General features: G+C 35.3%; 22 protein-coding genes. 19 read left to right on the plus strand and 3 right to left on the minus strand.

The features are described from left to right. Positions 1-44: 44 nt before the first annotated feature. The 4 genes from cdaA (at position 45) to glmS (ending at position 6,018) form a co-directional block, all read left to right on the plus strand. Positions 45-869, plus strand: coding sequence for a diadenylate cyclase CdaA (cdaA, locus tag AB3U99_RS01065; protein WP_400244920.1), 825 nt, complete (start codon positions 45-47; stop codon positions 867-869). Then, positions 862-2,184 carry a YbbR-like domain-containing protein gene (locus AB3U99_RS01070; RefSeq protein WP_400244921.1) on the plus strand — a complete coding sequence of 441 codons (1,323 nt, stop codon included), beginning with the start codon at positions 862-864 and terminating at the stop codon, positions 2,182-2,184. The genes cdaA and AB3U99_RS01070 overlap by 8 nt, the downstream gene beginning before the upstream one ends. Positions 2,185-2,226: 42 nt before the next feature. Then, positions 2,227-3,579, plus strand: coding sequence for a phosphoglucosamine mutase (gene glmM, locus AB3U99_RS01075; protein ID WP_400244923.1), 1,353 nt, complete (start codon positions 2,227-2,229; stop codon positions 3,577-3,579). 636 nt (positions 3,580-4,215) lie between these two features. Further along, on the plus strand, positions 4,216-6,018 hold the full coding sequence (glmS, locus tag AB3U99_RS01080; protein WP_400244925.1) for a glutamine--fructose-6-phosphate transaminase (isomerizing): 1,803 nt from the start codon (positions 4,216-4,218) through the stop codon (positions 6,016-6,018). A gap of 76 nt (positions 6,019-6,094) precedes the next feature. On the opposite strand, the gene AB3U99_RS01085 is transcribed toward glmS, so the two are convergent. After that, complete coding sequence (locus tag AB3U99_RS01085) at positions 6,095-6,283, minus strand: hypothetical protein (protein ID WP_400244927.1); 189 nt, start codon at positions 6,281-6,283, stop codon at positions 6,095-6,097. Between the two features lie 237 nt (positions 6,284-6,520). On the opposite strand from AB3U99_RS01085, the gene AB3U99_RS01090 reads away from it, so the two are divergent. From AB3U99_RS01090 to AB3U99_RS01105, 4 genes are all read left to right on the plus strand, one after another. Further along, positions 6,521-6,820, plus strand: coding sequence for a hypothetical protein (locus AB3U99_RS01090; RefSeq protein ID WP_400244929.1), 300 nt, complete (start codon positions 6,521-6,523; stop codon positions 6,818-6,820). Between the two features lie 86 nt (positions 6,821-6,906). Beyond that, complete coding sequence (locus tag AB3U99_RS01095; protein ID WP_400244931.1) at positions 6,907-7,743, plus strand: bacteriochlorophyll 4-vinyl reductase; 837 nt, start codon at positions 6,907-6,909, stop codon at positions 7,741-7,743. 430 nt (positions 7,744-8,173) lie between these two features. Further along, the gene (locus tag AB3U99_RS01100) at positions 8,174-8,632 is read left to right on the plus strand and encodes a hypothetical protein (protein WP_400244933.1); all 459 of its coding nucleotides are present in this window, start codon (positions 8,174-8,176) and stop codon (positions 8,630-8,632) included. Positions 8,633-9,173: 541 nt separating this feature from the next. Beyond that, entirely contained in the window at positions 9,174-9,842 is a 669-nt protein-coding gene (locus tag AB3U99_RS01105) for a hypothetical protein (protein WP_400244935.1), read from the plus strand. Between the two features lie 244 nt (positions 9,843-10,086). Here AB3U99_RS01105 and AB3U99_RS01110 read toward each other — a convergent pair whose 3' ends face one another. Further along, positions 10,087-10,545, minus strand: a complete 459-nt coding sequence (locus tag AB3U99_RS01110; protein ID WP_400244936.1) for a helix-turn-helix domain-containing protein — start codon at positions 10,543-10,545, stop codon at positions 10,087-10,089. A 252-nt stretch (positions 10,546-10,797) separates the two neighbouring features. Between AB3U99_RS01110 and AB3U99_RS01115 the strand changes: the two genes are divergently transcribed. The 5 genes from AB3U99_RS01115 (at position 10,798) to AB3U99_RS01135 (ending at position 14,432) form a co-directional block, all read left to right on the plus strand. Then, on the plus strand, positions 10,798-12,336 hold the full coding sequence (locus AB3U99_RS01115) for a hypothetical protein (RefSeq protein WP_400244938.1): 1,539 nt from the start codon (positions 10,798-10,800) through the stop codon (positions 12,334-12,336). Then, entirely contained in the window at positions 12,333-13,115 is a 783-nt protein-coding gene (locus tag AB3U99_RS01120; RefSeq protein WP_400244940.1) for a DUF1385 domain-containing protein, read from the plus strand. The genes AB3U99_RS01115 and AB3U99_RS01120 overlap by 4 nt, the downstream gene beginning before the upstream one ends. Then, a complete protein-coding gene (locus AB3U99_RS01125; protein ID WP_400244941.1) occupies positions 13,112-13,549 on the plus strand; it encodes a hypothetical protein in 438 nt (145 codons plus the stop codon). Before AB3U99_RS01120 ends, AB3U99_RS01125 begins: the two co-directional genes overlap by 4 nt. A 32-nt stretch (positions 13,550-13,581) precedes the next feature. Further along, positions 13,582-14,055 carry a DnaD domain protein gene (locus tag AB3U99_RS01130; RefSeq protein WP_400244943.1) on the plus strand — a complete coding sequence of 158 codons (474 nt, stop codon included), beginning with the start codon at positions 13,582-13,584 and terminating at the stop codon, positions 14,053-14,055. An 89-nt stretch (positions 14,056-14,144) separates the two neighbouring features. Then, entirely contained in the window at positions 14,145-14,432 is a 288-nt protein-coding gene (locus tag AB3U99_RS01135) for an ankyrin repeat domain-containing protein (protein ID WP_400244945.1), read from the plus strand. A 20-nt stretch (positions 14,433-14,452) separates the two neighbouring features. On the opposite strand, the gene AB3U99_RS01140 is transcribed toward AB3U99_RS01135, so the two are convergent. After that, on the minus strand, positions 14,453-14,971 hold the full coding sequence (locus AB3U99_RS01140; RefSeq protein ID WP_400244947.1) for a hypothetical protein: 519 nt from the start codon (positions 14,969-14,971) through the stop codon (positions 14,453-14,455). A 187-nt stretch (positions 14,972-15,158) separates the two neighbouring features. On the opposite strand from AB3U99_RS01140, the gene AB3U99_RS01145 reads away from it, so the two are divergent. The 6 genes from AB3U99_RS01145 (at position 15,159) to pglX (ending at position 24,331) form a co-directional block, all read left to right on the plus strand. Further along, entirely contained in the window at positions 15,159-15,437 is a 279-nt protein-coding gene (locus AB3U99_RS01145) for a multiprotein-bridging factor 1 family protein (RefSeq protein ID WP_400244949.1), read from the plus strand. 411 nt (positions 15,438-15,848) lie between these two features. Then, entirely contained in the window at positions 15,849-16,085 is a 237-nt protein-coding gene (locus AB3U99_RS01150) for a TIGR04540 family protein (protein ID WP_400244950.1), read from the plus strand. A gap of 31 nt (positions 16,086-16,116) precedes the next feature. Beyond that, positions 16,117-16,713 carry a DUF1819 family protein gene (locus AB3U99_RS01155; RefSeq protein WP_400244952.1) on the plus strand — a complete coding sequence of 199 codons (597 nt, stop codon included), beginning with the start codon at positions 16,117-16,119 and terminating at the stop codon, positions 16,711-16,713. A gap of 11 nt (positions 16,714-16,724) precedes the next feature. Continuing rightward, positions 16,725-17,291: a DUF1788 domain-containing protein gene (locus AB3U99_RS01160; RefSeq protein ID WP_400244954.1), complete on the plus strand. Its 567-nt coding sequence runs from the start codon at positions 16,725-16,727 to the stop codon at positions 17,289-17,291. Positions 17,292-17,309: 18 nt separating this feature from the next. Next, the gene (brxC, locus tag AB3U99_RS01165) at positions 17,310-20,888 is read left to right on the plus strand and encodes a BREX system P-loop protein BrxC (RefSeq protein ID WP_400244956.1); all 3,579 of its coding nucleotides are present in this window, start codon (positions 17,310-17,312) and stop codon (positions 20,886-20,888) included. Between the two features lie 14 nt (positions 20,889-20,902). Beyond that, entirely contained in the window at positions 20,903-24,331 is a 3,429-nt protein-coding gene (gene pglX / locus AB3U99_RS01170) for a BREX-1 system adenine-specific DNA-methyltransferase PglX (RefSeq protein ID WP_400244957.1), read from the plus strand. Positions 24,332-24,335 lie beyond the last annotated feature (4 nt).

Here is a 24,335-nt window from a genome sequence, read left to right on the forward strand (position 1 = left end):
TAGTGGGCAGCAACTTTTGAAATATATACTTTGGAGGAAGGAAAATGTCGTTTGCAGATTTCCCTTTTTTAAAATATTTAGCGAATACAGTAGACATTATCCTTGTTTGGTATGTCATTTATAAAATTATCACGATTATCCGAGGGACAAAAGCTGTCCAGTTATTAAATGGGATATTTGTTATTTTAATCATAAAAATGTTAAGTGACTATTTCCAATTACAAACATTAGGCTGGATGATGCAGCAGGTAATACAGTGGGGTGCATTAGCACTTATTATTATTTTCCAGGGAGAATTAAGAAGAGCTTTAGAGCAACTGGGGAGAGGAAAGTTCTTCTCAAGGTCTGTGATTCAGGAACATGAATTGCAAGAGCAATTAGTGGAGTCCATTGTAAAAGCTGTAGACTATATGGCAAAGCGACGGATTGGAGCATTAATCACGATTGAAAGAGAAACAGGAATGAGTGATTACATAGAAACAGGAATTGCTCTTGACTCAAAGATATCTTCCGAGTTATTGATCAACATTTTTATTCCGAATACTCCACTGCATGATGGAGCCGTAATTATACAAAAAACGAATATCGCCGCAGCTGCATGTTACCTTCCTCTATCGGAAAGTCCTTTTATTTCAAAAGAGCTTGGAACTAGACATAGAGCTGCACTGGGTATTAGTGAAGTAACGGATAGTTTGACCGTAGTTGTTTCAGAGGAAACGGGTTCTATCTCTATAACGAAAAACGGTGATTTGCATAGAGAATTAAAACTAGATGCCTTTAGAGAAATGTTATCTAGTGCCTTGATAACACCTTCTACCAAACAAACCACTTCAAGTAAGTGGAGCTGGAAGGGGAAGAAAAATGAATAAACTGTTTAATAATGTAATAGGTAAAAATTGGTTTACTAAAGTATTGTCTTTGGCTTTTGCCCTTTTACTTTTTTCCTATGCATATGATCCCAACGAAAGTTCAACAGATGTTAACGTTCCTAGTGATTCAGAAACAGCCATTATAGAGGATGTTCCGGTAACCGTCTATTACGATACAGAAAATGTTGTTGTAACAGGCATACCAAAAACAGTGACTGTAACATTGAAGGGACCAACTGTTCATATACAACAGGCAAAATTGAAAAAAGACTTTGAAGTATATGTTAATTTAGCAAATGCAGAACTAGGCAGTAAAACTGTTCCGCTGTTAATAAAGGATTTATCCGATAAAATTAAAGCTACAATAGATCCCGAAACAATAAAAGTTACGGTGAAAGAAAAGGTAACACAAGAATTCACTGTGGAAGCGGAATATAGTAATAATTCCATTGAGAAGGGCTATGCAGCTGGAACACCGAAAGTTGAACCGAAAACAGTTAAGATTACAGGGGCAAAAGAAGATATTGAAAAAATTGCTTATGTAAAGGCAAATGTAAATCTTGACGGAAACACAAATGAGACGGTTAGTCAGCAAGCGAAGGTTTCCGTGTTGGATAGTAGTTTAAATAAATTAAATGTGCAAGTAGAACCAGAAACAGTGCAAGTGAATATTCCTGTTAAAAGAACGAGTAAAACAGTACCTATCAATATTGTAGAGCAAGGTACGCCGCCTGCAAATATAACGATTGATTCTATTACTTTAGATAAAAAGGAAGCAACCATTAGCGGACCAGAAGATGTTTTAAAAGAAGTGGAAAGCACAAGAGTTGAGGTTGATCTAAGTAAAATTCAAAAGGATGAGGAATTAACATTACCAGTCATCATATCCAATGGTGTAACGGCAGTCGATCCCGAGCTTGTTACGGTAAAGGTAAAAGTAACCGTCGCGGAAGAACAACTAGATACGGATACGGATGAGGATGAGCAGGGAGATCAGGATTCAGAGGAAGCTGCAGCAGCAGAAAATATAGAAACTAAAACGTTAAGCAGTGTACCAATTACTGTTCAAGGATTGAATAGTGATTTGAAAGCAACCATTGATAATCCAAAAAGTAGTAGTACAAGTCTTCGTATTTCTGGAGAGGAAAACAGGATAAGGGATTTAAGTGTCTCTGATTTTAATCTCTATTTAGATTTAACAGGAATGGATGATGGGAAGCACGAAGTACCTATTAAAGTAGATGGACCTGAAGATATAGATTGGGAACTGGCGATTGATACAGCAAGTGTGTCTATTACGAATAAAGAAGCTTAACATAAAACGTGATCTATACTAGTTAGAAGGAGCGATATAGAAATGGGTAAATATTTCGGTACGGACGGAGTACGAGGTGTTGCAAATAGTGAACTGACACCAGAAATAGCGTTTAAGCTAGGAAGATATGGTGGTTTCGTCCTAACAAAAGACCACGATAGACCAAAGGTATTAATCGGACGAGATACTCGTATTTCCGGACACATGCTGGAAGGAGCGCTTGTAGCAGGATTACTTTCCATTGGTGCAGAGGTAATGCGCTTAGGTGTTATTTCTACACCAGGTGTTTCCTATTTGACAAAAGCTTTGGGAGCACAGGCAGGAGTAATGATTTCTGCATCGCATAACCCGGTCGCAGATAATGGAATTAAATTTTTTGGTCCTGATGGTTTTAAGCTCTCAGATGAGCAGGAGTTAGAAATTGAAGCACTAATCGATAAAGAAGCAGATACGTTACCTAGACCAACTGGTGCTGACCTTGGTCAGGTGGATGATTATTTCGAGGGTGGTCAGAAGTATCTACAATTCCTAAAACAAACAGTGGATGAAGAATTTGCCGGAATTCATATTGCACTTGATTGTGCACATGGAGCCACTTCTTCCTTAGCAATGCATTTATTTGCAGATTTAGATGCTGATATTTCTACAATGGGTGCGTCACCGAATGGCTTAAACATTAACGATGGAGTAGGTTCTACACATCCAGAGGCCCTTGCTAAATTTGTTCTGGAGAAAGAAGCAGATGTCGGATTAGCATTTGATGGCGATGGAGACCGTTTGATAGCTATAGATGAAAATGGAGATATTGTAGATGGCGATCAAATTATGTATATTTGTGCAAAATATTTAAAAGAGACAGGAAGACTAAAAAATAATACAGTAGTATCTACTGTAATGAGCAATTTAGGCTTCTATAAGGCGTTAGAGCAGCATCAAATCACAAGTATTCCAACTGCTGTTGGTGATCGATATGTAGTGGAAGAAATGCGTAATAACGGCTATAATCTTGGTGGAGAACAGTCTGGCCATATTATCTTCCTTGACTTCAATACAACGGGTGATGGTCTTTTAACTGGATTGCAATTGGTTAACATCATGAAAGTAACGAAGAAAAAATTATCAGAGCTTGCAGGAGAAATGAAAAAATTCCCGCAAAAATTAGTGAATATTAAAGTTACAGATAAATTCCATGTAACAGATAATGAAAAAGTAAAAGAAGTAATTGCTAAAGTGGAAAAAGATATGAATGGAAATGGTAGAATATTAGTTCGTCCTTCTGGAACAGAGCCACTTGTTCGTGTTATGGCTGAGGCACCCACAGAGGAATTGTGTGAGGCCTATGTAAATGTAATTTCAGAAGTAGTTAAAGCAGAAATGGGTTTACCAGAAGAATAAGCTTATAACATAAGGAGCTTATACTAATATCTATGCAATTAGGAACGAATTTAGCACGGTAGAATACATTATTAGGGTGAAGGACATTTCAAAAGGAATGTTTTTCACCCTATTATTTTTTCCGCTTTTCGTGTCGGGAATGTATCCTACCTCACTTAGTGAAATAAAAATTTACGATTTTGTCATAGGAATGTATTTGACGGAAAGATTCTAGGTAGGGTATGATTAAATTGCTTTTTGAAAAAGCAAACCTGTTAACAAGGAGGATAGGAGTTAAAATAGGAAATTGAAGCGCCTGGACTAGTGATGGACGACATGAAACTAGTTGACGAGGAGGAGGTTTATCGATTTTTCGGCGGATGCCTCCCGGTTGTGTTAGCCAATCGTACGTACTACTTTAAAACATTAAGGCAACTTAATGCACAAAGAGTAGGGCATGCTAATAATAAGAGCATTTCTTTTAAGGAGTATTATTACATTGTTTTTATCTGCTTTTCCACAGGGAATATGAACGCATGAATGAAAACATTAACAATGATAGTAATACAGCTTATGAAAAAAATAATCAGAGGTAAGGGAGCAAGTTTGTTCCCTAAAAAGTGACTTCTTGCTCCCTTAGAACGGAGGAAAAGAAGTATGTGCGGAATTGTTGGTTATATTGGAAACCAGGATGCGAAAGAGATTTTATTAAAAGGCTTAGAAAAACTAGAATATAGAGGCTATGACTCAGCTGGTATTGCTTTAAGCAATGGAGAAGGAGTTCAAGTTTTTAAAGAAAAAGGACGAATTGCAGACCTTCGAAATATTGTGGACGAAGATGCGTTTGCACCTGCAGGAATTGGTCATACACGCTGGGCAACACATGGTGTACCAAGCAGATTAAACGCTCACCCACATAAAAGTGCTTCAGAACGTTTCACCATTGTTCATAATGGAGTAATTGAGAACTATGACTTATTAAAGAAGGAATATCTTGCTGATGTTCCTTTAAAAAGTGATACAGACACAGAAGTAGTAGTTCAACTTATTGAACATTTTGTTGAAGCTGGAAGCGATGTAAAGGCAGCTTTTGTTCAAACATTAAAATTATTAAAAGGGTCTTATGCTTTTGCTTTATTAGATGAGCAAAACAAAGATATGATATATGTAGCAAAAAATAAAAGTCCCCTATTGATTGGCTTAGGAGAAAGCTTCAATGTTATTGCTAGTGATGCAATGGCTATGCTGCAAGTAACAGATCAATATGTGGAATTAGTGGATAAAGAAATTGTTATCGTGACGAAAGATGGCGTAACAATTGAGACTTTAGAGGGAGAAATTATTTCCCGGGAAGCATATACAGCTGAACTAGATGCTAGCGATATTGAAAAAGGCACATATCCTCATTATATGCTAAAAGAAATAGACGAACAGCCATTAGCTATTCGTAAAATCATTCAAGAATATCAAGATAAGGATGGAAAGTTAACAATTGATCCAGCGATTGTTGAAGCAGTAAATGCTGCAGATCGACTATATATTGTTGCTGCTGGTACATCTTATCATGCAGGTCTTCTTGGAAAGCAATTTATTGAGAAATTAGCAAAAATTCCAGTTGAGGTTCATGTTGCAAGTGAATTTGGCTATAATATGCCAATGCTTTCGGAAAAACCTTTGTTCATTTTCATTACACAAAGTGGAGAAACAGCAGATAGTCGCGCAGTACTTGTACAAGTGAAGGAAATGGGTTATCCAACGTTAACCATTACAAATGTACCAGGCTCCACACTGTCTCGTGAAGCGGATCACACCTTATTATTATATGCTGGTCCTGAAATTGCTGTAGCATCTACGAAAGCTTATACTTCGCAAATGGCTGTATTATCTATCCTTGCAGAAGTAATGGCGAAAAGCAAAGGCTATGACGTAGATCTTGACCTTATTCATGAATTAGGTATTATTGCAAATGCAATGGAAGTAATTTTTGAAGATAAGGAAGAGCTTGAGGCAATTGCCAAGGAATATCTTGAAACATCAAGAAATGCTTTCTTTATCGGACGTGGAATTGATTACTATGTTGGTTTAGAAGGTGCTTTAAAATTAAAAGAAATCTCTTACATCCAAGCAGAAGGCTTCGCAGGTGGAGAATTAAAGCACGGAACCATTGCTTTAATTGAAGATGGAACACCTATTATCGCATTAGCAACACAAGAAAGTGTTAACTTAAGCATACGTGGTAATGTAAAAGAGGTAGTGGCCCGTGGAGCAAATCCTTGCATCATTTCTATGAAAGGCTTAGAAATGGATGGTGACCGCTACATCGTACCAGCTGTGCACGACCTGTTAACACCCCTTATCTCTGTAGTACCATTACAATTAATTGCTTACTATGCAGCACTTCATAGAGGCTGCGACGTAGATAAACCACGTAACTTGGCTAAGAGTGTTACGGTGGAGTGAATTATAGCCGAAGGTCTGTCCGGGTTATCGCCCTGTCTTATAGTCGGTTTTCATGCTAAAAAGTCGGTACCTACTGTTAAATAGTTGGTATCCAAACGGCAAAGGAAGCGGGAAGTGCAGCGGGTAGTTCCGATATGTATTCAATCGGTTTTTCAATCATAAAAACAATACAAATCCAGGCTGGATCCAATACGGGTTCAGTCTTTTTCTTTTGCTCAATGTCTGTCCAATCCCTTGTCCAGTCAGGGTTCAAGTGGTTTTTCATATCGTTTTCTATACTGTTCGAAAGAACACGAGATAGAAGAAAGAGAGTGCTGAGGAAAGATGTTTTTCAGTTCTTTTTTCGTGTTTTCCTCTTAATTCTTTTCCCTTTCAGGGAAAATCTATTTAACATTATCTGAATATTCTATGCAAGCCAGAAGGTTGATTTCAGGTCATTTGCGGTGGTTTTAGGGAAGGACTTAATAACATAATGGAGGGAAGAAAAAAGGCGAGATAAGAGGTGTGGAACTTAGAGCCGCAAGGGTTTGACGAGAGTGATAGGGAGGGAAGAACTTTTTGGCAGGGGAATATAGTAGAGAGAAGGAAAAGAAGAGGAAAGATAAAAAGTGCGTATAATTCACGAAAATATAGAGAACCGTTCATAAGAGTTATAATTGATATAAAAGATGGAGATTATCCGATTGAAATGTTAGAAAGAATAAAAAGGGTAACAGAGTTAAAATACCGAATGAATCAATTAGAAACTGAAGATAAAATTGCTGAGTGTTGGGAGAACAACTTTAAAAGGAAAGACTGTTGAGTCTAATTTAATTAAAAAAGCTCTCGCTTTGAATAATGAAAGTGATGAATCATTAAAAAGTTTCTAAAAAGAAAGAGGGAAAAATCATGGCCAATAATGGAGAATCCACAAATGTTGAATTAGTTATTGCAAACGCATTAAAAATACCAGGTGTTAAAGTAAATCGAAAAGAATTTTTGGTGAAAGTATTTGGTGATAAAGTAAGTTCGGATAAAATCCCTCTATTAATTGAAAAAGGACCCCTAGAAGTCGGAATAAGCACAGAACAAATTAACAGAATAGCAAAATCCCTAGTAAATAAAAGGACTTTGCAAAGTTCTGGTACATCATTTGTAGCTGGAATACCTGGTGGTTTGGCTATGGCAGCCACGATTCCAGCAGATACTCTTCAATTTTTTGGAGTAGCTTTACGTTTATCACAAGAACTAGCTTATATATTTGGATACAAGGATTTTTGGGATGATGAGGAACTAGACTTGGATCGAGTGAGAAGTGAATTAATTTTATTTCTTGGTGTAATGTTTGGTGTGGGTGGTGCTGCCTCTACCTTAAAAGTAGTTTCTTCTAAAATCGCACAACAGACATTAAAAAAACTACCTCAAAAAGCATTAACAAAAACATTCTACTATCCGATTATTAAAAAAATAGCAGCTCTTATTGGGGTTAAGATGACAAAAGATACATTTGCCAAAGGAGTTTCTAAAGTAATTCCTGTTGTTGGAGGGGTAGTTTCAGGTGGTCTAACCTATACTTCAATGACTAAGATGGGAAATCGTTTAAGGAATACAATGTGTGATACTTTAAACTACTCACCACAAGAATTTCAAAAGGATATGGATGAAATCAAGAGAAAAATGCCAGATATCATTGACGTAGAATTTGAAGAGATAGAAAAACATTTAGTTAACGGCCAAGATAGGTAGCAATACGAGTAATATTTCAAATCCAAGTATCCAAATATCGGAGATGAGGATGGGTGTTGGAACTTAATTTTTTATTCTTTGGTGACACATGGTAAATGGGTGAAGTCTTAAATTTCTGAATGGGTTAAAAAAGCATTAAAATTTTAAAGTTGAATAAAATAGATTAAACCACTTGTTTTTAAATCTAATGCAACATTTTTCAATTATTGCGTATACTAATAGTAATCGTTGACATATCTTACTTATAAGTGTATTATAATAAGTAAGAAACGATGGGGTATTTTTTCAGAATGACCCGGCAAAATAAAAAACTGATACCGTTGGGGTACTTTCTCAGGATGACCCGGCAAAATAAAAAACTGATAAAGCGTTTCGTAAAAGGGGCTTAGATGATTCTAAGTCCTTTTTTATGATAAAAAAGGAGTAATTTATGAATACTGGGGACATTATTGAAATTTCAGACTCCTATTTTGAAGATTTTCCAGATCTGAAGGAAATTATGGAAGCTGATAATAGAGTTTATCTAGGTATTATACTTAAAATGGACAATAATAATTATTTTATTCCTTTGAGGTCACGTGCACCTAAGGATCCGGTTTATCGTAAAAGTATTTATCCGATTCCTTCTAGCACAAGACCTGATGCAGGTTTAGATATGCGGAAAGCCCTTATTATTAATGACCTCAAATACATAACTGTAATTTCAAATCCTAAAATTGCCAATAAGCAAATGAAAAAGATTAATAATGATATTTCAACTATTGAAAATATGTTTGAAATATATGTGAGGGGTTACAAAAGAGCATTTAGAAAAGGCAGGATTGAAAGGGAACTACCTTTTAAATACTCAACATTAAAAAACTATCATGTAGAGTTAGGTTTAGAGTAAAAGATATTTTGAATTTAATAGCTTAGTATTTTTTCCTTTTAATTCAATCGTGAAATCAATACGCATACAGACTTGATCCAATAGAGATCGAGTCTTTTTTTTCCAATATCTGTCTAACCTTTGACCAAATAATGCTCTATGCTTCATTTCCAAGCTATATTCAGTTTGTTTCCTAACCTAATAAAGTATCAAAAACTACTATGAGGATTGGTTACTCTTATAGCAATCGAGTAACAGTTAATAAAGAAAAATTACATGGAATGAGATAAATAAACAATCCGCAACTCATTTTAATAAAACTCAGCAAAAAGATAAGATGTAGCTTGGAATTGAATTTGATACAATTTCGGATTAAAAACATGTAAATCGAGGTGTTAATAATGGTATTGGGTAAAAGACATGGATTGAGCAGGACCAAAGTGTACAAAGTTTGGAAAACGATGAGGCTCAAGTGCTATGGCAGCAATATGAGCAATCGCTATAAAGGGGATAATTTATGGATTTGCGATGAGTGGAGAGAGGATCCTGTAGCATTTGTTAATTGGGCCACCAACACGGTTACAAAGAAGGGTTAGAATTAGTAAGAAAAAATAAGGATGACGGGTATTATCCTGAGAACTGTGTTTTTCTTGAAAAGAGAGAAACGAATAAAACTCACGGAATGCGATGGTCCAGATTGTATAATATTTGGACTCAAATGAATCAAAGGTGTATAAATCAAAAACTTGATCACTACGATAGGTATGGTGGGAGAGGAATATCTGTTTGTGATGAATGGAGCAGTTTTGAAGTCTTTGAAGAATGGGCGATGAATAATGGCTATAAAGATGGTTTATCAATTGATAGAGTAGATGGTGATGGAAATTATGAACCTAAAAACTGCAAATGGAGTACGAATCTCGAACAATCAAGAAATAAAAGGAATAGTGTGTACTTAACGATTAATGGTGAGAGAAGGACCATTGGAGAATGGGCAGAAATTAGTGGTCTCTCCTATAAAACCATACAAAGAAGGCTGTATACGGGATGTAAGGAAGAAGACCTTTTGCTTCCAATTGGAGAACATTGGCAACATGTTGAAATTAACGGCATAACTAAACCGTTGAGTGTATGGGCAAAAGAAGCTGGGTTACAGTATACAACTGTTCAAAGAAGGTATCAAAGAGGTGTTAGAGGCGTAGATTTACTTAATAAGAGAAGGCTTAAGTAAGTAGGGAAGTTTATACGATCTATTCTATTACACTTCAATACGGTGAGGTTTAACGTGATAGAGAAAAAGGATTCTTATGCTTGGAGTATTTGTGTATACACATTGTAATAATTCAGGCTGGAAAATCAGATAGGTACTCAACACTTTTCCTTATTAAAACATTGTTGTATCAAGTCCTCAGTTAAAAAGTGTTAACAGTTTTAAGACGGACCAAAAGTGTTAACACTTTTTTATGAATTTTGTATTATTCCTCAATTTCAAAATCCCAGTCTACTATATCCGAACCGAGGAACTTTTTGATTTCTTCTTCTGTTGCATCTGACTCTCTTCTCGCTTTAAGGTATTCAAACTCCTCTTCTGGTACGAAGCATTCTTCCTTCACTTGCTTTCCAGAAAGGTAACCTTCTTTAATCCACTTTTTCACTTTCTCTAGTGTAACCCCATAATGATCAGAGACTAATTTTGCTGGAATATAAGATATTTCATTTTCATCCCTATCGCCACGATTTTTCCTATCAATTTGCCGCAAGACTTCTTCTGCTCTTTCATCTTGCTCTCGAGATGTAATGAAGTTATAATCTGGAATCAGCCAAAAGCCATTTTCATTTTTATGAGCATCTTGGAACTTTCCTTTTTCACACATTCCTTCTACAGTTTGACGATCTAACCCTAGTTTCTTGCATACTTCAGCAACTGTGTACATCTATCCAACCTTCTTTCACAATGTAAAGTTTATCCAAATATTCAACTTGATTATCGCACTATTCTTATTTATAATACAAATTAATCAAATGAAAAGTAGGGAAAATGATGGTTCTAAAAACGTCCATACAAATAGAATTTGAATATTTTAAACGGCTCGCATTCTAATTAAGATGAATGCGGGCTTTTTTATTTTCCTTTGCCAATAGTCATTGGAAAAGATACTAAAAATCACATTTATTGGAGGAGAAAAATGGGAATTTACATTGGACTAGATATTATCCCAAATAAAATCAACCAAGAAGAATGGCAGAACGTTTTTGAAGAGACGTTGCAATTAATTAAGGCATACCCATTCGCCACGCAAAAAGTGGATAACGTTAATGGTTTCAAGCGATTAGTGTTAGATCGCACAGAAGTCGAGTTTGTTGAAGGGTATGGACCAGAAGAGAAGTATTGGAAAATAAATGGGGATTTAGAAAGCAAGGAAACGGGAGAAAGTTTTACCCTGTTCTCAAACTTAGAAAGATACAGTGAATTTAATGAAGACAAATTGAAGGAGGACATTCTACTCTATCTAACAGAAGAAGGAGGTGGTCGAGCGAGAAAAGTTTTCTACTCTAAGACTCAAGGAAAGGACTACCATACATTCTTGCTAGGTATCGCTGCATTGATTGAAAGTAGGTTCCCTAAGTTTGCTTGTGTCTATGGTGACATTTCCAAAGAGCAGGCCCAAAAGGCTGTTGAGTGGGCTAATTCGATTTTAGACAAACAAATAGATATGCCGATTCGGGTTAACTATTCGAAGCTCTTGCAACGATTAGAAGTAATAAAAATAGAGGAAAAGCGTATTGAGGCTCTATTTGATCTGTCGATAAGTGCTAACGAAGAAGTGGATGCAATTTTACCCCAAAATTTTAATGTGAATGCGATTCAAAAATATTTTGCGAAACGCTTGCAGGGGTTTAAAAGTCCAACACAACTTGGGGCTGAGTTAATGATTATTAGGTATCTAAACACAGGGCTACCTATAGAACCCCTTATTGATATATGTTGCTTTGACAATAATGGCCCACAGTTTGAGCCGATTGAGTTTGCAAAGGCAATTTGCTCTACATGGGTATTTATTGAGCCAGAAGTAAGAGGATTTATGGATGCTGCCAAGAGACCAGCAGATAAACCGGAATCCGTTGAGACGCAAATAGGTAACATGTACTTGGATTTAGGATATATGGGCAGAAGAACAAGGAGATATATCCCTAAAGACGAGGTGTTATTGACTCTCGGTGAGAAGTTTCAAGAATTAAGTGAGATTGAAGAGATTGTGAATAAACGGTACCAAGAGATTGTTGACATGTTGAAAGAAAAAGGAAAGAAGTTCAAAAGAATTGAAGAGGAATACGTGGAGGAGTTGAATCAGACTACCATCGACACTGTAGATGGGCTGTTGTATTGGAATGATAGTCATGTGATTAGTGATAGCATATTAAAAACATTTGCGACAATCAAAGGGGGAATTGAAGACAGTCTTGAAACAAGTGAAAGTCTAATACAGATCATCGGAGAGGCAGAAAAACAAGGTCTTTTAATCAAAGCATTGAGCCAGATAATCCAAGAACATCAATCTCTAGTATTAACTAGAGGGGCTTGGGATTGGATTGAAAACGAACCCAATGATGTTATAAAACGAATGATTATTATGCTTCTAACATTTGAGAAGAACGAGGGGATGCGGAAGATTTATAGAGCATGCTTTGAAAATAAAGAGTTATTTTATAAGTATTTACGATGAGAAAGAGAAGAGTGAAAATATACGGAGGAAGAGCGGGCTATAATTCTGTTAGTTTTACCGGGGGTAAGTATCAAGTAATATCCCGGTTCAAGAATAGTAAAATCACAACAGAAACAAGAATAAATAGGGAAGGTAACAAAATAGTCAGCATCCTCTCGAAAATCCCTTTTGTTCGCTCTTTTTTGATGCTGTTTGAAGTTTTAATTGAATTTTGGAAACGATTTTTGCTAGTGACAATAGTCTTTTTTCTAGTGAGTTTTTTTCTCATAGAAAGATCAAATTCTATTTTTGTATATACCATACCAATTAACGGTTTAGAGATGTTATCTATTTTTCTAGTAATGGCTGGTCTAATCATAAAGATAAGTCCCTTGGCTAAGTATCATTCGGGAGAGCATAAGGCCTTTTCGGCATATGAGAAAGGGCTGAATTTAACGTTAGAAAATGTCAGAGGGCAACCGAGAACTCATCGCAAGTGTGGCACGAATTTAGTAGCAACTTTTTTCATCTGTTTTTCTATTTTATTTATAGCATTTGGCGATTCAGTTTTTGTTTACCTAATTGCATGGATGATTGGATTCGAAATTTGGCGAAATGAACCAAAAATAATTTGGGCTTTAATAGTGGTAATAGGAAAAGCTGCACAATATCTTCTTTTTACCTCTCAGCCTCAAGAAAAGCATTTAATCGTTGCAATAGAGGCACTGACTCGATTAGAAGAGGTAGAAATAGCAAATGCAATCCTTAAACGTAGGAAAGTAGGAAGTGATTCTAAATGAACGAGCAAAAGAAACGGAGAGGAACACCTTTATTATATATTTACTCACAGAAACAGCCGCACGAAGACGTAGTGATTGTTTCTAATAAGACAGCTCTACTCCGATTGAGGGATACCATAGAGCATGCACTTGAGAAAGGAGAAGGAGATTGTCAGGGAGTTTTCTCCGACTTTGAGACATATGAAATCAAGATAATACTAAATGATGAACAATATGATTCGGAGTTCTGGCAAAGGTTGCAACTGCCTTTTTTCGAGGTTGATTTTAATGAAGAGGAACATGTTTTGTCAGTTGACGACATTATTGGTTTTGATTTGAGAAGCTCTGAGGACGTAAGAAAAGCCCAATCAACAATGCAGGAACATCGAAAATATAATGTGGAAATGATGAGAAGTATAATTGAAATTATGGAGCGGAATAAACAAAGTGATTAAAAGATAATTTAGTTTCGAAAAGGGAGTACGTTATGGAGATAGGCGATAAAGAATATGAACTTATTCAACATTTTGGAAATGCTACACTTGAAGAAATTTTAAATGAAGTTTCAGGTGTTACTGGTCCATCGAAAGAAGACCTTGAAATTTTGGAATACATAAGCAAGGTCGGACTTCCTAAAGGGGTATTAAATGTTTTGATTTTCTTTACTAAGATGATTTGTAATAATGGGTTGTCAAAAAACTTGATGGAGAGAATAGCGATTGAATGGTCAAGGAGAAATGTGAAAACACCGATGGAAGCCGTGAAAATATCAAAATTGAATGGTGAGAAATATCGAGAATGGGCAAAAATTGCTGAAGAAGTAGAGAAGGAGGTTAAACAATCTTTACAATTAATTAAAGAAGAAAGTACAAGATTAAAAGCATTGGAACTTGCTGCGAGTAGCTCAAGTATGAGCGATAAAGACTTGGGTAAATTCGTTAGAGAAATGTTTAAGTCATAGTTTTAGAAATGTAATGGGTTATGTAGCAGTAAGGTGATTCAAAAGTCAGACTTGAGAATTTATAAGTTATGATAAAGGGAGAATAATCTATGGATGATTCCTTGTTCCAATCGGTGTATATGAACGATTTAGACACAGTTAAGAAGTTAATTGATGACCAAAATGTTGATATTATTGAAATGGATCAGCTTGGACGGACCATTTTACAAATCGCTTGTTATTTCGGTTTTTACGAGGTGTGCAAGATACTCCTTGAAAAGGGTTCGAAGATTGATGAGGATTGCTTTCGAAGAGCGGAAAATAGTTGGTACGGAAAATCGCAGAATGAAATTATAGAATTGTTAAATGAATGGAAAGGAAATCAAAAAACTAATTAGAAAATAACATCCCCTAGAAATCATAATCTAGGGGTCTTCTCCTTATTTCTCTCACAAAATTCATAGATGCACTGTGATAAGACATCCCGTAATCTAAGGTGTCCGAATTTTTTTGAGCATAAATTAGAGAAGTCGCTGTACACACTTGAGTTAATTTGAACTGTCTTTGTTACGGTTTCGATGTTTGGGTCATAAACGATTGGATTCAAGACTAACTGACCGGAATGGACTTTCAACAGAGCTTTTAGTTCATCAATATGTTCTTCGATAAACTGGACTACATCCCCCGTATCCTCACTTTTGTTCATATGTTTCTCGATCTCTTTATACTCTTCGATAGAGAATGTCTTCTCGTATTGCTTCCTTGACTGGTTAAATGAATACCCGCCTTTACGCATTTCCTTACAGAAGGAACTATAATTCAATTGAAGTTTCTCCGCCACTCGTCTAAGTGGGTCCTCTGTTTCTTTTGATAAGCAGCCATTTACATATTCTACACGTTCGATTAAATCCATATTTTGAAATTCTTCTTGTTTCATTTCTTATCACTCTCCTAATTTTTTGTGAATTTTTAATTCCTTTTATACTACACCGCAAACAATTATTTAATAACTCTTTAATAGTTTTAGTGCCAGTTATAAAACTCAATTAAGTCTAGTAGTATACAGGGCAATAACAAAAATGGGACTGGTGATTGCCAGTGAAATAAATTGGAGGATGTGTAACATGAATAAAGAAGAAATGATAGAAATGGCATTAAACGATTTTGGGGCATATGTCAGAAAATCTCGAAAACAGTATGGCATGAGTTTAAAGGATATGGCGGATAAAACTAATTTGTCTGAAACATTCATTTACAGAATTGAGGTAGGCGAAAGACAGGCACTTTTGAATACTAGGTTAGTAATACTTCTTTGTGGATTCAATTGGGATACGAACATCCTTATGGCGTATTTAGAAAGGGTTATAAAGGATATTAAGGAGTTTAAAAAAATAACGAATTAGAAAAAATGCTATTGAATAACACTGAATATATCAGTTATTCAATGGCATTTTTTAAGTTCAAAGGTCATTGGAACCGGATTAAGGACGTTCCGGGTACACTATAAAACGGTCATGACAGTTTTGATTGATATAGTGTGCTCACTCGGGCCACAATACCGACTTTATAAGAAGATACACCAAATGTGAGTTCGATCAAATTCAATAAGAACCTTAAACAGTTATTTTTTACGGAGACGGGACCATATGGTTAGTCTCTTTTGACGTTATATAGTGATGAACCTAACTACAGTCGATTTCCTTTTGCTATATCATTACAGCGGAATCAACAATATATTAACCTTTCACGTTGAGTTTCCAATTGAATAAGACTAAAATAAGAAATAAGTAAGAATTATGCAAGAGGTGAACCCTGTGGAACTGAAAATGTTTTACCGTACGCAGAGAGAGTTAGCTGTCGATTTGAACAAGTTAGTCGATTCTTATTGGCAGGAAGAGATAAAAGAGAATGAGCTAATAGATGGCATTAAGAACTTATACGAAAATAATAATGAAAAACTATTAAAGGATAATCAGTTTACAAAGGTAGTTCAGCAGCACTGCGGTAAAAGACGCTTGGCTGTAGTAGAGAAGGTATTAGAAATAAAGTAGGCAAATAGTATTGTCTGAAAGGTTTGGTTGTATGACAATAGAGTTGGAATATTCTTCAAGTTTGAATGGTGCCTCATTTTTACTTTTTGAATTAAAGCAGGTTTTGAAATTGAAGCAGCTTGGATTAACTAATCAGGAAATTAGGCAAAAAGTAAAAGAGGATAATCTGTTTCAATTTAATAATCAAGGCAGAATTAACCGAGCATTGCCTTCTGTTATGAAAAGAGCAGAAGCTATAGATGAAACTCTTGCTTCATTAATATTAGAAGATTCCATTGAAACGGGAAAACCCCTAAACCTGTATGCCATTATGAAAACAGATCTGCTGTTTTTTGAGTTCATGGATGAAGTAATTGGGGAAAAGCTACATACTAATGACTATTTAATTGAAAAGAAAGACATCAATCTCTTCTTCATTTCTAAGGCTGAACAAAGTGAGAAGGTAGCTAGTTGGAGTGATAGCAACATCGAAAGGTTAAAAGGTGCTTACATGCTAGTCTTGTTTGAAAGCGGGATTTTAAGAACGAGAAAAGGTAAAGAACTTAACAGGCTGGTTATTGATGAACGAATCAAGAATCATCTCAGATATATTGGTGATGCTCGTTTTATACGTGCAATGGGTGAGTAGGAGGTAACAGTGTGAGCAACTTGAAAGCAAGAGCTGATAAGATTATTGATAAAATTAAAGAAGACAAATTTATTGAAGGTCGTGGTTTAGGAAACGAAATTAGTTTTTATGTGTTTGACTACGAACCGAACCAGGAGCTTTACATCAGAGATTACGTTAAGCGGATCAAAAGACAATTGAATTATGAAGGATCCAATCGAAGAGTAGTTGAGTTTGATTTGTATAAGATGCTCATTGATATTACAAAGGAAAAAAGAATTTTTGACCGTATTTTTGAAATGGAAGAACGTCAAGGTAGAGAGGCATTGTTTAAAGCGATGACAACGTTCGCTAAGCCTGAAGTGTTTCTAAATAAAATTAAGGAACAAGTGGGTGACTATGATGTGGTGTTCATCACTGGAATCGGTAAGGTTTACCCATTTGTAAGGTCTCACAATATCCTAAATAACTTACAAGAAGTTTTGGACAATATACCTGTAATCATGTTTTTTCCAGGTAGATACGATGGTCAGTCATTACAATTGTTTGGAAAGTTTATGGATGATAACTATTACCGAGCATTCCGATTAGTCGATTAATGAGTCAGGGGGATAAAGATGATTATTAAAGATATGTTTCAAAAAGATATTGAACGTGATATTCGTGGGGTCATAAAAGTAGCCCAACAGGACGAAGAAAATATTTATCAGGAATTAGATGAGTATGTTGTTACTCGTGAATTGCAAAAACACCTTTCTAAGTTCTACGAGAATTATCAAAAAGGGATTAATGGTGTAACGGATAAAATGGGTGTTTGGATTTCTGGATTCTTTGGTTCTGGTAAGTCACACTTTTTAAAGATACTTGCTTACTTACTTGAAAATAAGGAGATAAATGGTAAGCAAGCAATTGATTTCTTTCAAGATAAAGTACAAGACCCTCTCGTATATGCGAACATGCAAAGAACTGCTGATGTGGAAACGGAAGTTATTTTGTTCAACATTGATTCAAAAGGTTCGCTTGATAATAAATCAAAGGAAGATGCAATACTTCGTGTATTTATGAAGGTATTTTATGAACATCGTGGCTACTACGGAGATATTCCTGGTGTGGCTGAAATGGAAAAGTACCTTGATAAACAGGGGGTCTATGGTGCCTTTAAAGAAGAATTCAAGGTATTAGCTGGAGAATCGTGGGAAGAGCGTCGTAATAGCTTTTACTTTGATGCAGATTTTGTTATTGGTGCCTTAACAAAAGTAACGGATATGACCGAAGAGTCTGCACGTAATTGGTTTGAAAACGGTGTTAATAATTTTGAGATTAGTATTGAAAAGTTTGCGAAAGACGTAAATGAGTACATCCAAAGTAAAGAAAGGAACTTCCATCTAATTTTCCTTGTGGATGAGATAGGTCAATACATCGGTGATAACCGTAATTTAATGCTGAATTTGCAAACAGTAGCAGAAGATTTAGGTACTCACTGTAAGGGGAAAGTTTGGATTATGGTTACTTCTCAAGAGAGTATTGATAGCATTATCAAAGTCAAAGGCGATGACTTCTCCCGTATCCAAGGAAGATTCGATACAAGACTTTCTCTATCGTCCATCTCAGTTGACGAAGTTATCAAAAAACGTATCCTATTGAAAAAAGATTTCGCTAATGACAAATTGAAGGTTCTTTATCCTGAAAAAAGTGCTATTTTAAAGAACTTGATTAGTTTCCGAGAAAGCACTGCGGATTTACGAGGATACGATAATGATCAAGAATTTGCAGATGTGTATCCTTTCATGCCTTATCAATTCAAGCTGTTGCAAAACGTATTTGAGCAGGTAAGAAAACATGGTTCTTCTGGTAAGCATTTATCTGAAGGTGAGCGTTCCATGTTATCGGCATTTAAAGAAGCGGGTCTTCAATATAAAAATGCTGAAGAAGGGGCACTAATCCCATTTTACGCTTTTTACGACACAATTAAGGAATTCTTGAATCCTACTATTTCAAGAGTGATTGAAGGTGCGTACGAGAATCCAGCTTTAAAAGATGATGACTTTAACGTGGATCTATTGAAGGTTCTATTCATGATTAAGTATGTAAAAGAACTTCCAGCAAATCTTGATAATATTGCTACTCTAATGGTTACACATATTGATGAGGATAAGTTACAGCTTAAAGAGAAAATTAAAGTTTCTTTACGAAAGCTAATTTCCCAAACATTAGTTCAGAAAAATGGGGATAATTATATCTTTTTAACCGATGACGAACAAGACATCAATAGGGAAATCAAATCTCTAAATATTGATGAAGACATCGTTAAGCGGGAGTTAGCAAACTACATTTTCCAAGATTTATACGATGAAAAGCGTTTCCGTTACGACAGTGAATACTCGTTTACCTATAATCAGAAAATGGATGAGAAAAACTATGGGAATCAAACATCTAACATAGGAATGCAAATTCTCTCCCCGTTATCTGATCACTATCATAAGTCTGAACAGGAACTAATGATGATGACTTCTGGAAACGGTGAGTTGATCATTAAACTCGGTGGTAATGAAGCCTATATTGAGGAAATCGGGGAAGCGTTACGAATTGAGGAATTCCGAAAGAAGACGAACATTACACAACTCGCAGAAAACATCCAAAATATTTTAAATAATAAACAAGCAGAAGTTCGTGAACGTCGTAGAAGGGTTCGTGAGCTCTTAGAAGAAGCAATTAAGAATAGTGAGTTCTTTATCAATGGTGACAAGGTAGATATTAAAGGATCGACTGTTCGTGAGAAAATGAATGCTGCCTTTACACTGTTAGTTGATAATGTTTATACAAAGCTAAGTTATGTAAAGGAACACTTGGAAAATGAGCGGGAATTAATTTCAATCTTAGCTGCAAATGAGGAACAACTATCCTTTGGGGACACTATTAAAGATCCAAATGACTTGGCAAAGCGAGAAGTGTCCGAATTTATTAGCTTACAGGACGATTTGAAGAAGCAAGTGCGTGTGAAAATCTTATTTGAACGCTTTGGAGACAAACCATACGGTTGGAAAACCCTTGATATAGCAGGAATGGTAGCCCAATTACTTAAAGAACAGCGGATTCGGATTCGCTTTAATTCGGAATACTTGGAACCAGAAGATAGCGTTAATACACTTATTACAATTTTCACCAAGACACAAGAAGCTGATAGAGCAATTGTATTAAAAAGGGTGAAGGTTGACGAAAAGTTAATCAAAATAGCCAAAAATATTTGTTCGGATGTTTTTAAGAAAACCGATTTAGCTGATGATGAAGATGGATTGCTGAAGGACATACGACAACTTGTTGAAAAACAAATAGACGAAATTAAGAGTTATAAGGCTCGTTATGAGGGAAGAAAGTACCCTGGTATGAGCCTGCTTGATAAAGGGTTGGCATACTTTGGAGAGTTTGATAATCGTTTAGACAATGTATCCTATTTCAAAAAATTAAAGGAATTAGAAGATGACTTGCTTGATTGGGAAGAGGATATTGTCTATGTGAAAAGTTTCTTCGGTACTGATCAGAAAAAGATTTTTGATGATGGATTAACAGCTATAAGAAAGTATGATGAAAATAAATCTTATTTAATAGGTGCAGAGGTAGAGGAAGCTATTAAAAAGCTCCAGTCCATACTTCAAGACCCTATTCCTTATAAAAAGATAAAGGATATTCCAGAGCTTATTCATGCGATGGAGGAACAAATCAATACAGTTCTAAATGAGAAAAGAGCAAATGCACATAAAAAATTAAAAGAAGATAGTGATTACTTGTCATTATTAACATCACAATACGGTGTATCAAACGATACAAAAGAACGAGTTAATCGTTACTATCAAGAACTTAATACGAATGTGGATACTTTTACAGATATTTTTAAAGTTGATGCAACAGTTTCTCAAAGCTCGAGCTTTAAAGAAAAAATGGAAGGGCATATCGAGCGAGAAATTTCTGAATGGCAACGTAAAAAGGGTGAGGAACAACAAATGCGTCCTGGTGAAGTAGTTGACCCTCCTGTATCGCCTGTAGCTCCAATTATTCAAAAGCAACCGGTAAAAGTAACAAAATTAGTCAATGTAAAAACATTAGCTACAGAAGATGATGTCGATAAGTACATCAATGCTCTATCAAGTAAGCTAAAACAAATCATTAAGGAAAATAAACAAATTGAGTTTGTTGAGTAATCGGGGTGAAATGAATGAATAAAACTGCATTAAAGTCTTTTGCTACGAATGCACGTAGGGAGCTGTTGAAAAAAGTCGAAGCAAAAGCCATGAAAATAGGAATTACCGAAGATAACATAAAAAAAGCGGATATCGAAAGTTCAGATGCCGTCTTTATTGATGGCAGACAGCTCTCAAAGGAAGAAAAGATTCAAAGAGATAGGCTAATTGATCGCATTAAACAAATTGGATTCAATCAAGTAATGGAAGAAGTTTCTTATACTTGGTTTAACCGTTTCACGGCCTTACGCTTTATGGAGGTAAATGACTACTTACCAACGAAAGTAAGGGTGCTTTCTTCTATTAATGCTGGTAGTACGGAGCCAGATATGATGAAAGAAGCAATATCGTTAGATTTAGATTTGGACAAGGAATATCTCTACAATCTTAAAATGAATAATAGTTCAGAGGAGCTGTTTAAATATCTTATTATCAAGCATTGTAATGATTTGAATCGTTATATGCCATTCATGTTTGAAACCATTGATGATTATACAGAAATCCTATTTCCAGAAGGTTTACTTGCAACGGATTCATTTATTCGATATATGACCAATACCGATATTATACCTGAAGATAATTGGGAGGAAATTGAAGTAATTGGATGGCTATATCAGTATTATATTGCGGAAGAAAAAGATCGGGTTTTTTCAAATTTAAAGAAGAATATAAAAATAACAAAGGATACACTTCCTGCGGCCACTCAACTATTTACACCTAATTGGATTGTAAGATATATGGTAGAGAATTCATTGGGACGAATTTGGCTAGATAGCTATTCAGATAGTCATTTAAGAACAGAGTGGAAATATTATGTAGATGAAGCGGAGCAAGAACAAGTTGTCATCAATCAGCTAGAAGGGATTCGTTATAAGAATGTCAATCCAGAGGAAATAACGTTTCTCGACCCTTGTTGCGGAAGTGGCCACATACTTGTATATGCTTTTGATGTATTCTATGATATGTATCTTGAAAAAGGATATGTTGAAAGCGAAATCCCGCAGCTGATTTTAGAGAAGAATTTATATGGATTAGATGTGGATGATAGAGCTGCCCAATTGGCCTCTTTTGCGTTAATGATGAAGGCGAGGGAAAAATCAAGGAGAATATTTAGACAGGGAATTCAACCAAACGTTTACTCTTTACAAGAAAGTAATTGGTTAATGGATGAAATGATCGAAAATATTTCTGGAAATGACAATGAAACTAAGGAAGTAATTACCTCTATTCGAGACGCATTTATAGATGCTAAAGAATATGGATCAATATTGGAAATAGAACCTTTTGATTATGAACTAATCGAACGTCGACTTCATGAGTACAGTGATAAGCAAGCTGATTTGATAGAATTGATTGATAAACAAAAGATTGAAGATAGGCTACCTTTGTTATTAAAACAATCCTTATTTTTATGTAGAAAATATGATGTTGTTTGCACTAACCCTCCATATATGGGAAGCAAAGGGATGAATGTTAAACTTTCAAAATATCTACAAGAAAATTATCCAAGTACTAAGTCAGATATGAGTACAGTTATGATGGAAAAATCCCTTTCCATGTGTAAAAGTACAGGAGTTATTTCGATGATTAATATCCCTGTGTGGATGTTTCTCAAGAGTTATGAAAAGTTAAGGCAAAGTATGATAAAAAATAATACTTTTTTGAGTATGCTACACCTAGGAAGAGGCGTTTTTGGTTCTGATTTTGGAACTACGGCTTTTGTTATCTCCAAGTCTTTGATACCAAATTATCAGGGGGTCTATAGAAGGCTTTTTAAAAAAGAGGGTGCGGTTGATAATCTTGAACAAAAAGAGAAATGGTTTTTTGAAAATCTAGGGTATTATATTGCTAAACAAGAAGAGTTTTGTAAGATTCCAGGAAGTCCTATAGCTTATTGGGTTAAAAATACGAAAATATTTGAAAATCAAAAGGTAGGAGATTTTTTCATTTCAGGTGGCAGAAACAAGACCCATAATAATGAAAAATATATTAGATACTTTTGGGAAGTTTCCCATAAAGATAAAAAGTGGACAAGTTATCTTAATGGTGGCGAATACAAAAAATATTATGGCAATGATATATATGTTGTAAATTGGTCCGAAGAGGCAAAAGAGTTTTATGCTTCCCATGGAGGTTTAGTAAATCCAAAGTTTTGGAATAAAAAGGGAATAACATGGAATTTAATTACTTCAGCAAATCCTGGATTTAGATTGAAAGAAGAAAGTTCCCAATATAGCTCAGGCTCCCCGACAATATTTAATGAAGAATATGAATATGACTATTATCTCTTAGGATTTTTAAATTCAAAAGTTTCACTGTATCTTTTAAAAATACTTAATCCTACCATTAATACAACGGTAGGCGACGTGCTGTCACTACCATATATATCAAATGAGAAAAAGTCTAAAATAATTGATTTGGTTTCAGAGAATATTGACCTTGCAAAGGATGATTGGAATTCCTTTGAAACTTCAAGGAACTTCCTTTACCACCCACTCATCAAAAAGAAATTGAGGTCAAATAACCTGTCTGAAACTTTTTCAAAGTTGAAGATAGATAAAGAACAGCGTTTCAATAAAATGTGGGAAAATGAAGAAGAGATAAATAGAATTTTTATAGAACTATTGTCATTTCAAAATGATATTAATAGCAAAATTAATAGTGAGGATGTAACGATAAATAAAGTATCTAATGAAGAAATAAAGTCCTTAGTTTCATATGCTATAGGTTGCTCCCTAGGTAGATATTCTCTCGACCATGAAGGACTTGTTTATGCAGGTGGTGAGTTCAATCCTACACAATATCAAACATTTGCTGTGGCTCGGGATAATATCCTCCCAATCCTTCCGGAAGCCTACTTTGAAGATGATATTGTCTCCAGATTTATTAATTTTGTTCGAATAACTTTTGGAGAAGAAGCACTTTCAGAAAATCTCAATTTTGTGGCGGATGCACTTGGTAGAAAGAAAGGTGAAACGGCTAAAGAAACTTTGCAACGTTATTTTTTAAATGACTTTTATCAGGACCATTTAAAGACTTATAACAAGCGACCAGTTTACTGGTTGTTTACTTCAGGTAAGGAGAAGGCATTTAATTGTCTTATCTACATGCACCGATATGATAAAACGACTTTATCCCGAATCCGTACCGATTATTTGCATGATTATCAAATAAGATTGGATGCAGAAAAGAAAGACTTGCTTAACATCATCGACGGGGATTCAACAGCAAAAGAGATTAGCAATGCGAAGAAAGAACTGAAATCTCTTGAGAAGAAGATTGATGAATTGAAAGCATATGATGAGCTACTACATCATATGGCAGATATGCAAATTGAAATAGATTTAGATGATGGGGTTAAAGTAAATTATGAAAAGTTTGAAGGACTTGTTGCTAAAATTTAATTAA

This window comes from Niallia tiangongensis, from assembly GCF_044704065.1.
GTDB classification, from domain to species: Bacteria; Bacillota; Bacilli; order Bacillales; family Cytobacillaceae; genus Niallia; species Niallia tiangongensis.

Coding starts and splice junctions, on each gene's coding strand:
- cdaA (WP_400244920.1), top strand. CDS start 45: ATGTCGTTTGCAGATTTCCCTTTTTTAAAATATTTAGCGAATACAGTA.
- AB3U99_RS01070 (WP_400244921.1), top strand. CDS start 862: ATGAATAAACTGTTTAATAATGTAATAGGTAAAAATTGGTTTACTAAA.
- glmM (WP_400244923.1), top strand. CDS start 2,227: ATGGGTAAATATTTCGGTACGGACGGAGTACGAGGTGTTGCAAATAGT.
- glmS (WP_400244925.1), top strand. CDS start 4,216: ATGTGCGGAATTGTTGGTTATATTGGAAACCAGGATGCGAAAGAGATT.
- AB3U99_RS01085 (WP_400244927.1), bottom strand. CDS start 6,283: ATGAAAAACCACTTGAACCCTGACTGGACAAGGGATTGGACAGACATT.
- AB3U99_RS01095 (WP_400244931.1), top strand. CDS start 6,907: ATGGCCAATAATGGAGAATCCACAAATGTTGAATTAGTTATTGCAAAC.
- AB3U99_RS01100 (WP_400244933.1), top strand. CDS start 8,174: ATGAATACTGGGGACATTATTGAAATTTCAGACTCCTATTTTGAAGAT.
- AB3U99_RS01110 (WP_400244936.1), bottom strand. CDS start 10,545: ATGTACACAGTTGCTGAAGTATGCAAGAAACTAGGGTTAGATCGTCAA.
- AB3U99_RS01115 (WP_400244938.1), top strand. CDS start 10,798: ATGGGAATTTACATTGGACTAGATATTATCCCAAATAAAATCAACCAA.
- AB3U99_RS01120 (WP_400244940.1), top strand. CDS start 12,333: ATGAGAAAGAGAAGAGTGAAAATATACGGAGGAAGAGCGGGCTATAAT.
- AB3U99_RS01125 (WP_400244941.1), top strand. CDS start 13,112: ATGAACGAGCAAAAGAAACGGAGAGGAACACCTTTATTATATATTTAC.
- AB3U99_RS01130 (WP_400244943.1), top strand. CDS start 13,582: ATGGAGATAGGCGATAAAGAATATGAACTTATTCAACATTTTGGAAAT.
- AB3U99_RS01135 (WP_400244945.1), top strand. CDS start 14,145: ATGGATGATTCCTTGTTCCAATCGGTGTATATGAACGATTTAGACACA.
- AB3U99_RS01140 (WP_400244947.1), bottom strand. CDS start 14,971: ATGAAACAAGAAGAATTTCAAAATATGGATTTAATCGAACGTGTAGAA.
- AB3U99_RS01145 (WP_400244949.1), top strand. CDS start 15,159: ATGAATAAAGAAGAAATGATAGAAATGGCATTAAACGATTTTGGGGCA.
- AB3U99_RS01155 (WP_400244952.1), top strand. CDS start 16,117: ATGACAATAGAGTTGGAATATTCTTCAAGTTTGAATGGTGCCTCATTT.
- brxC (WP_400244956.1), top strand. CDS start 17,310: ATGATTATTAAAGATATGTTTCAAAAAGATATTGAACGTGATATTCGT.
- pglX (WP_400244957.1), top strand. CDS start 20,903: ATGAATAAAACTGCATTAAAGTCTTTTGCTACGAATGCACGTAGGGAG.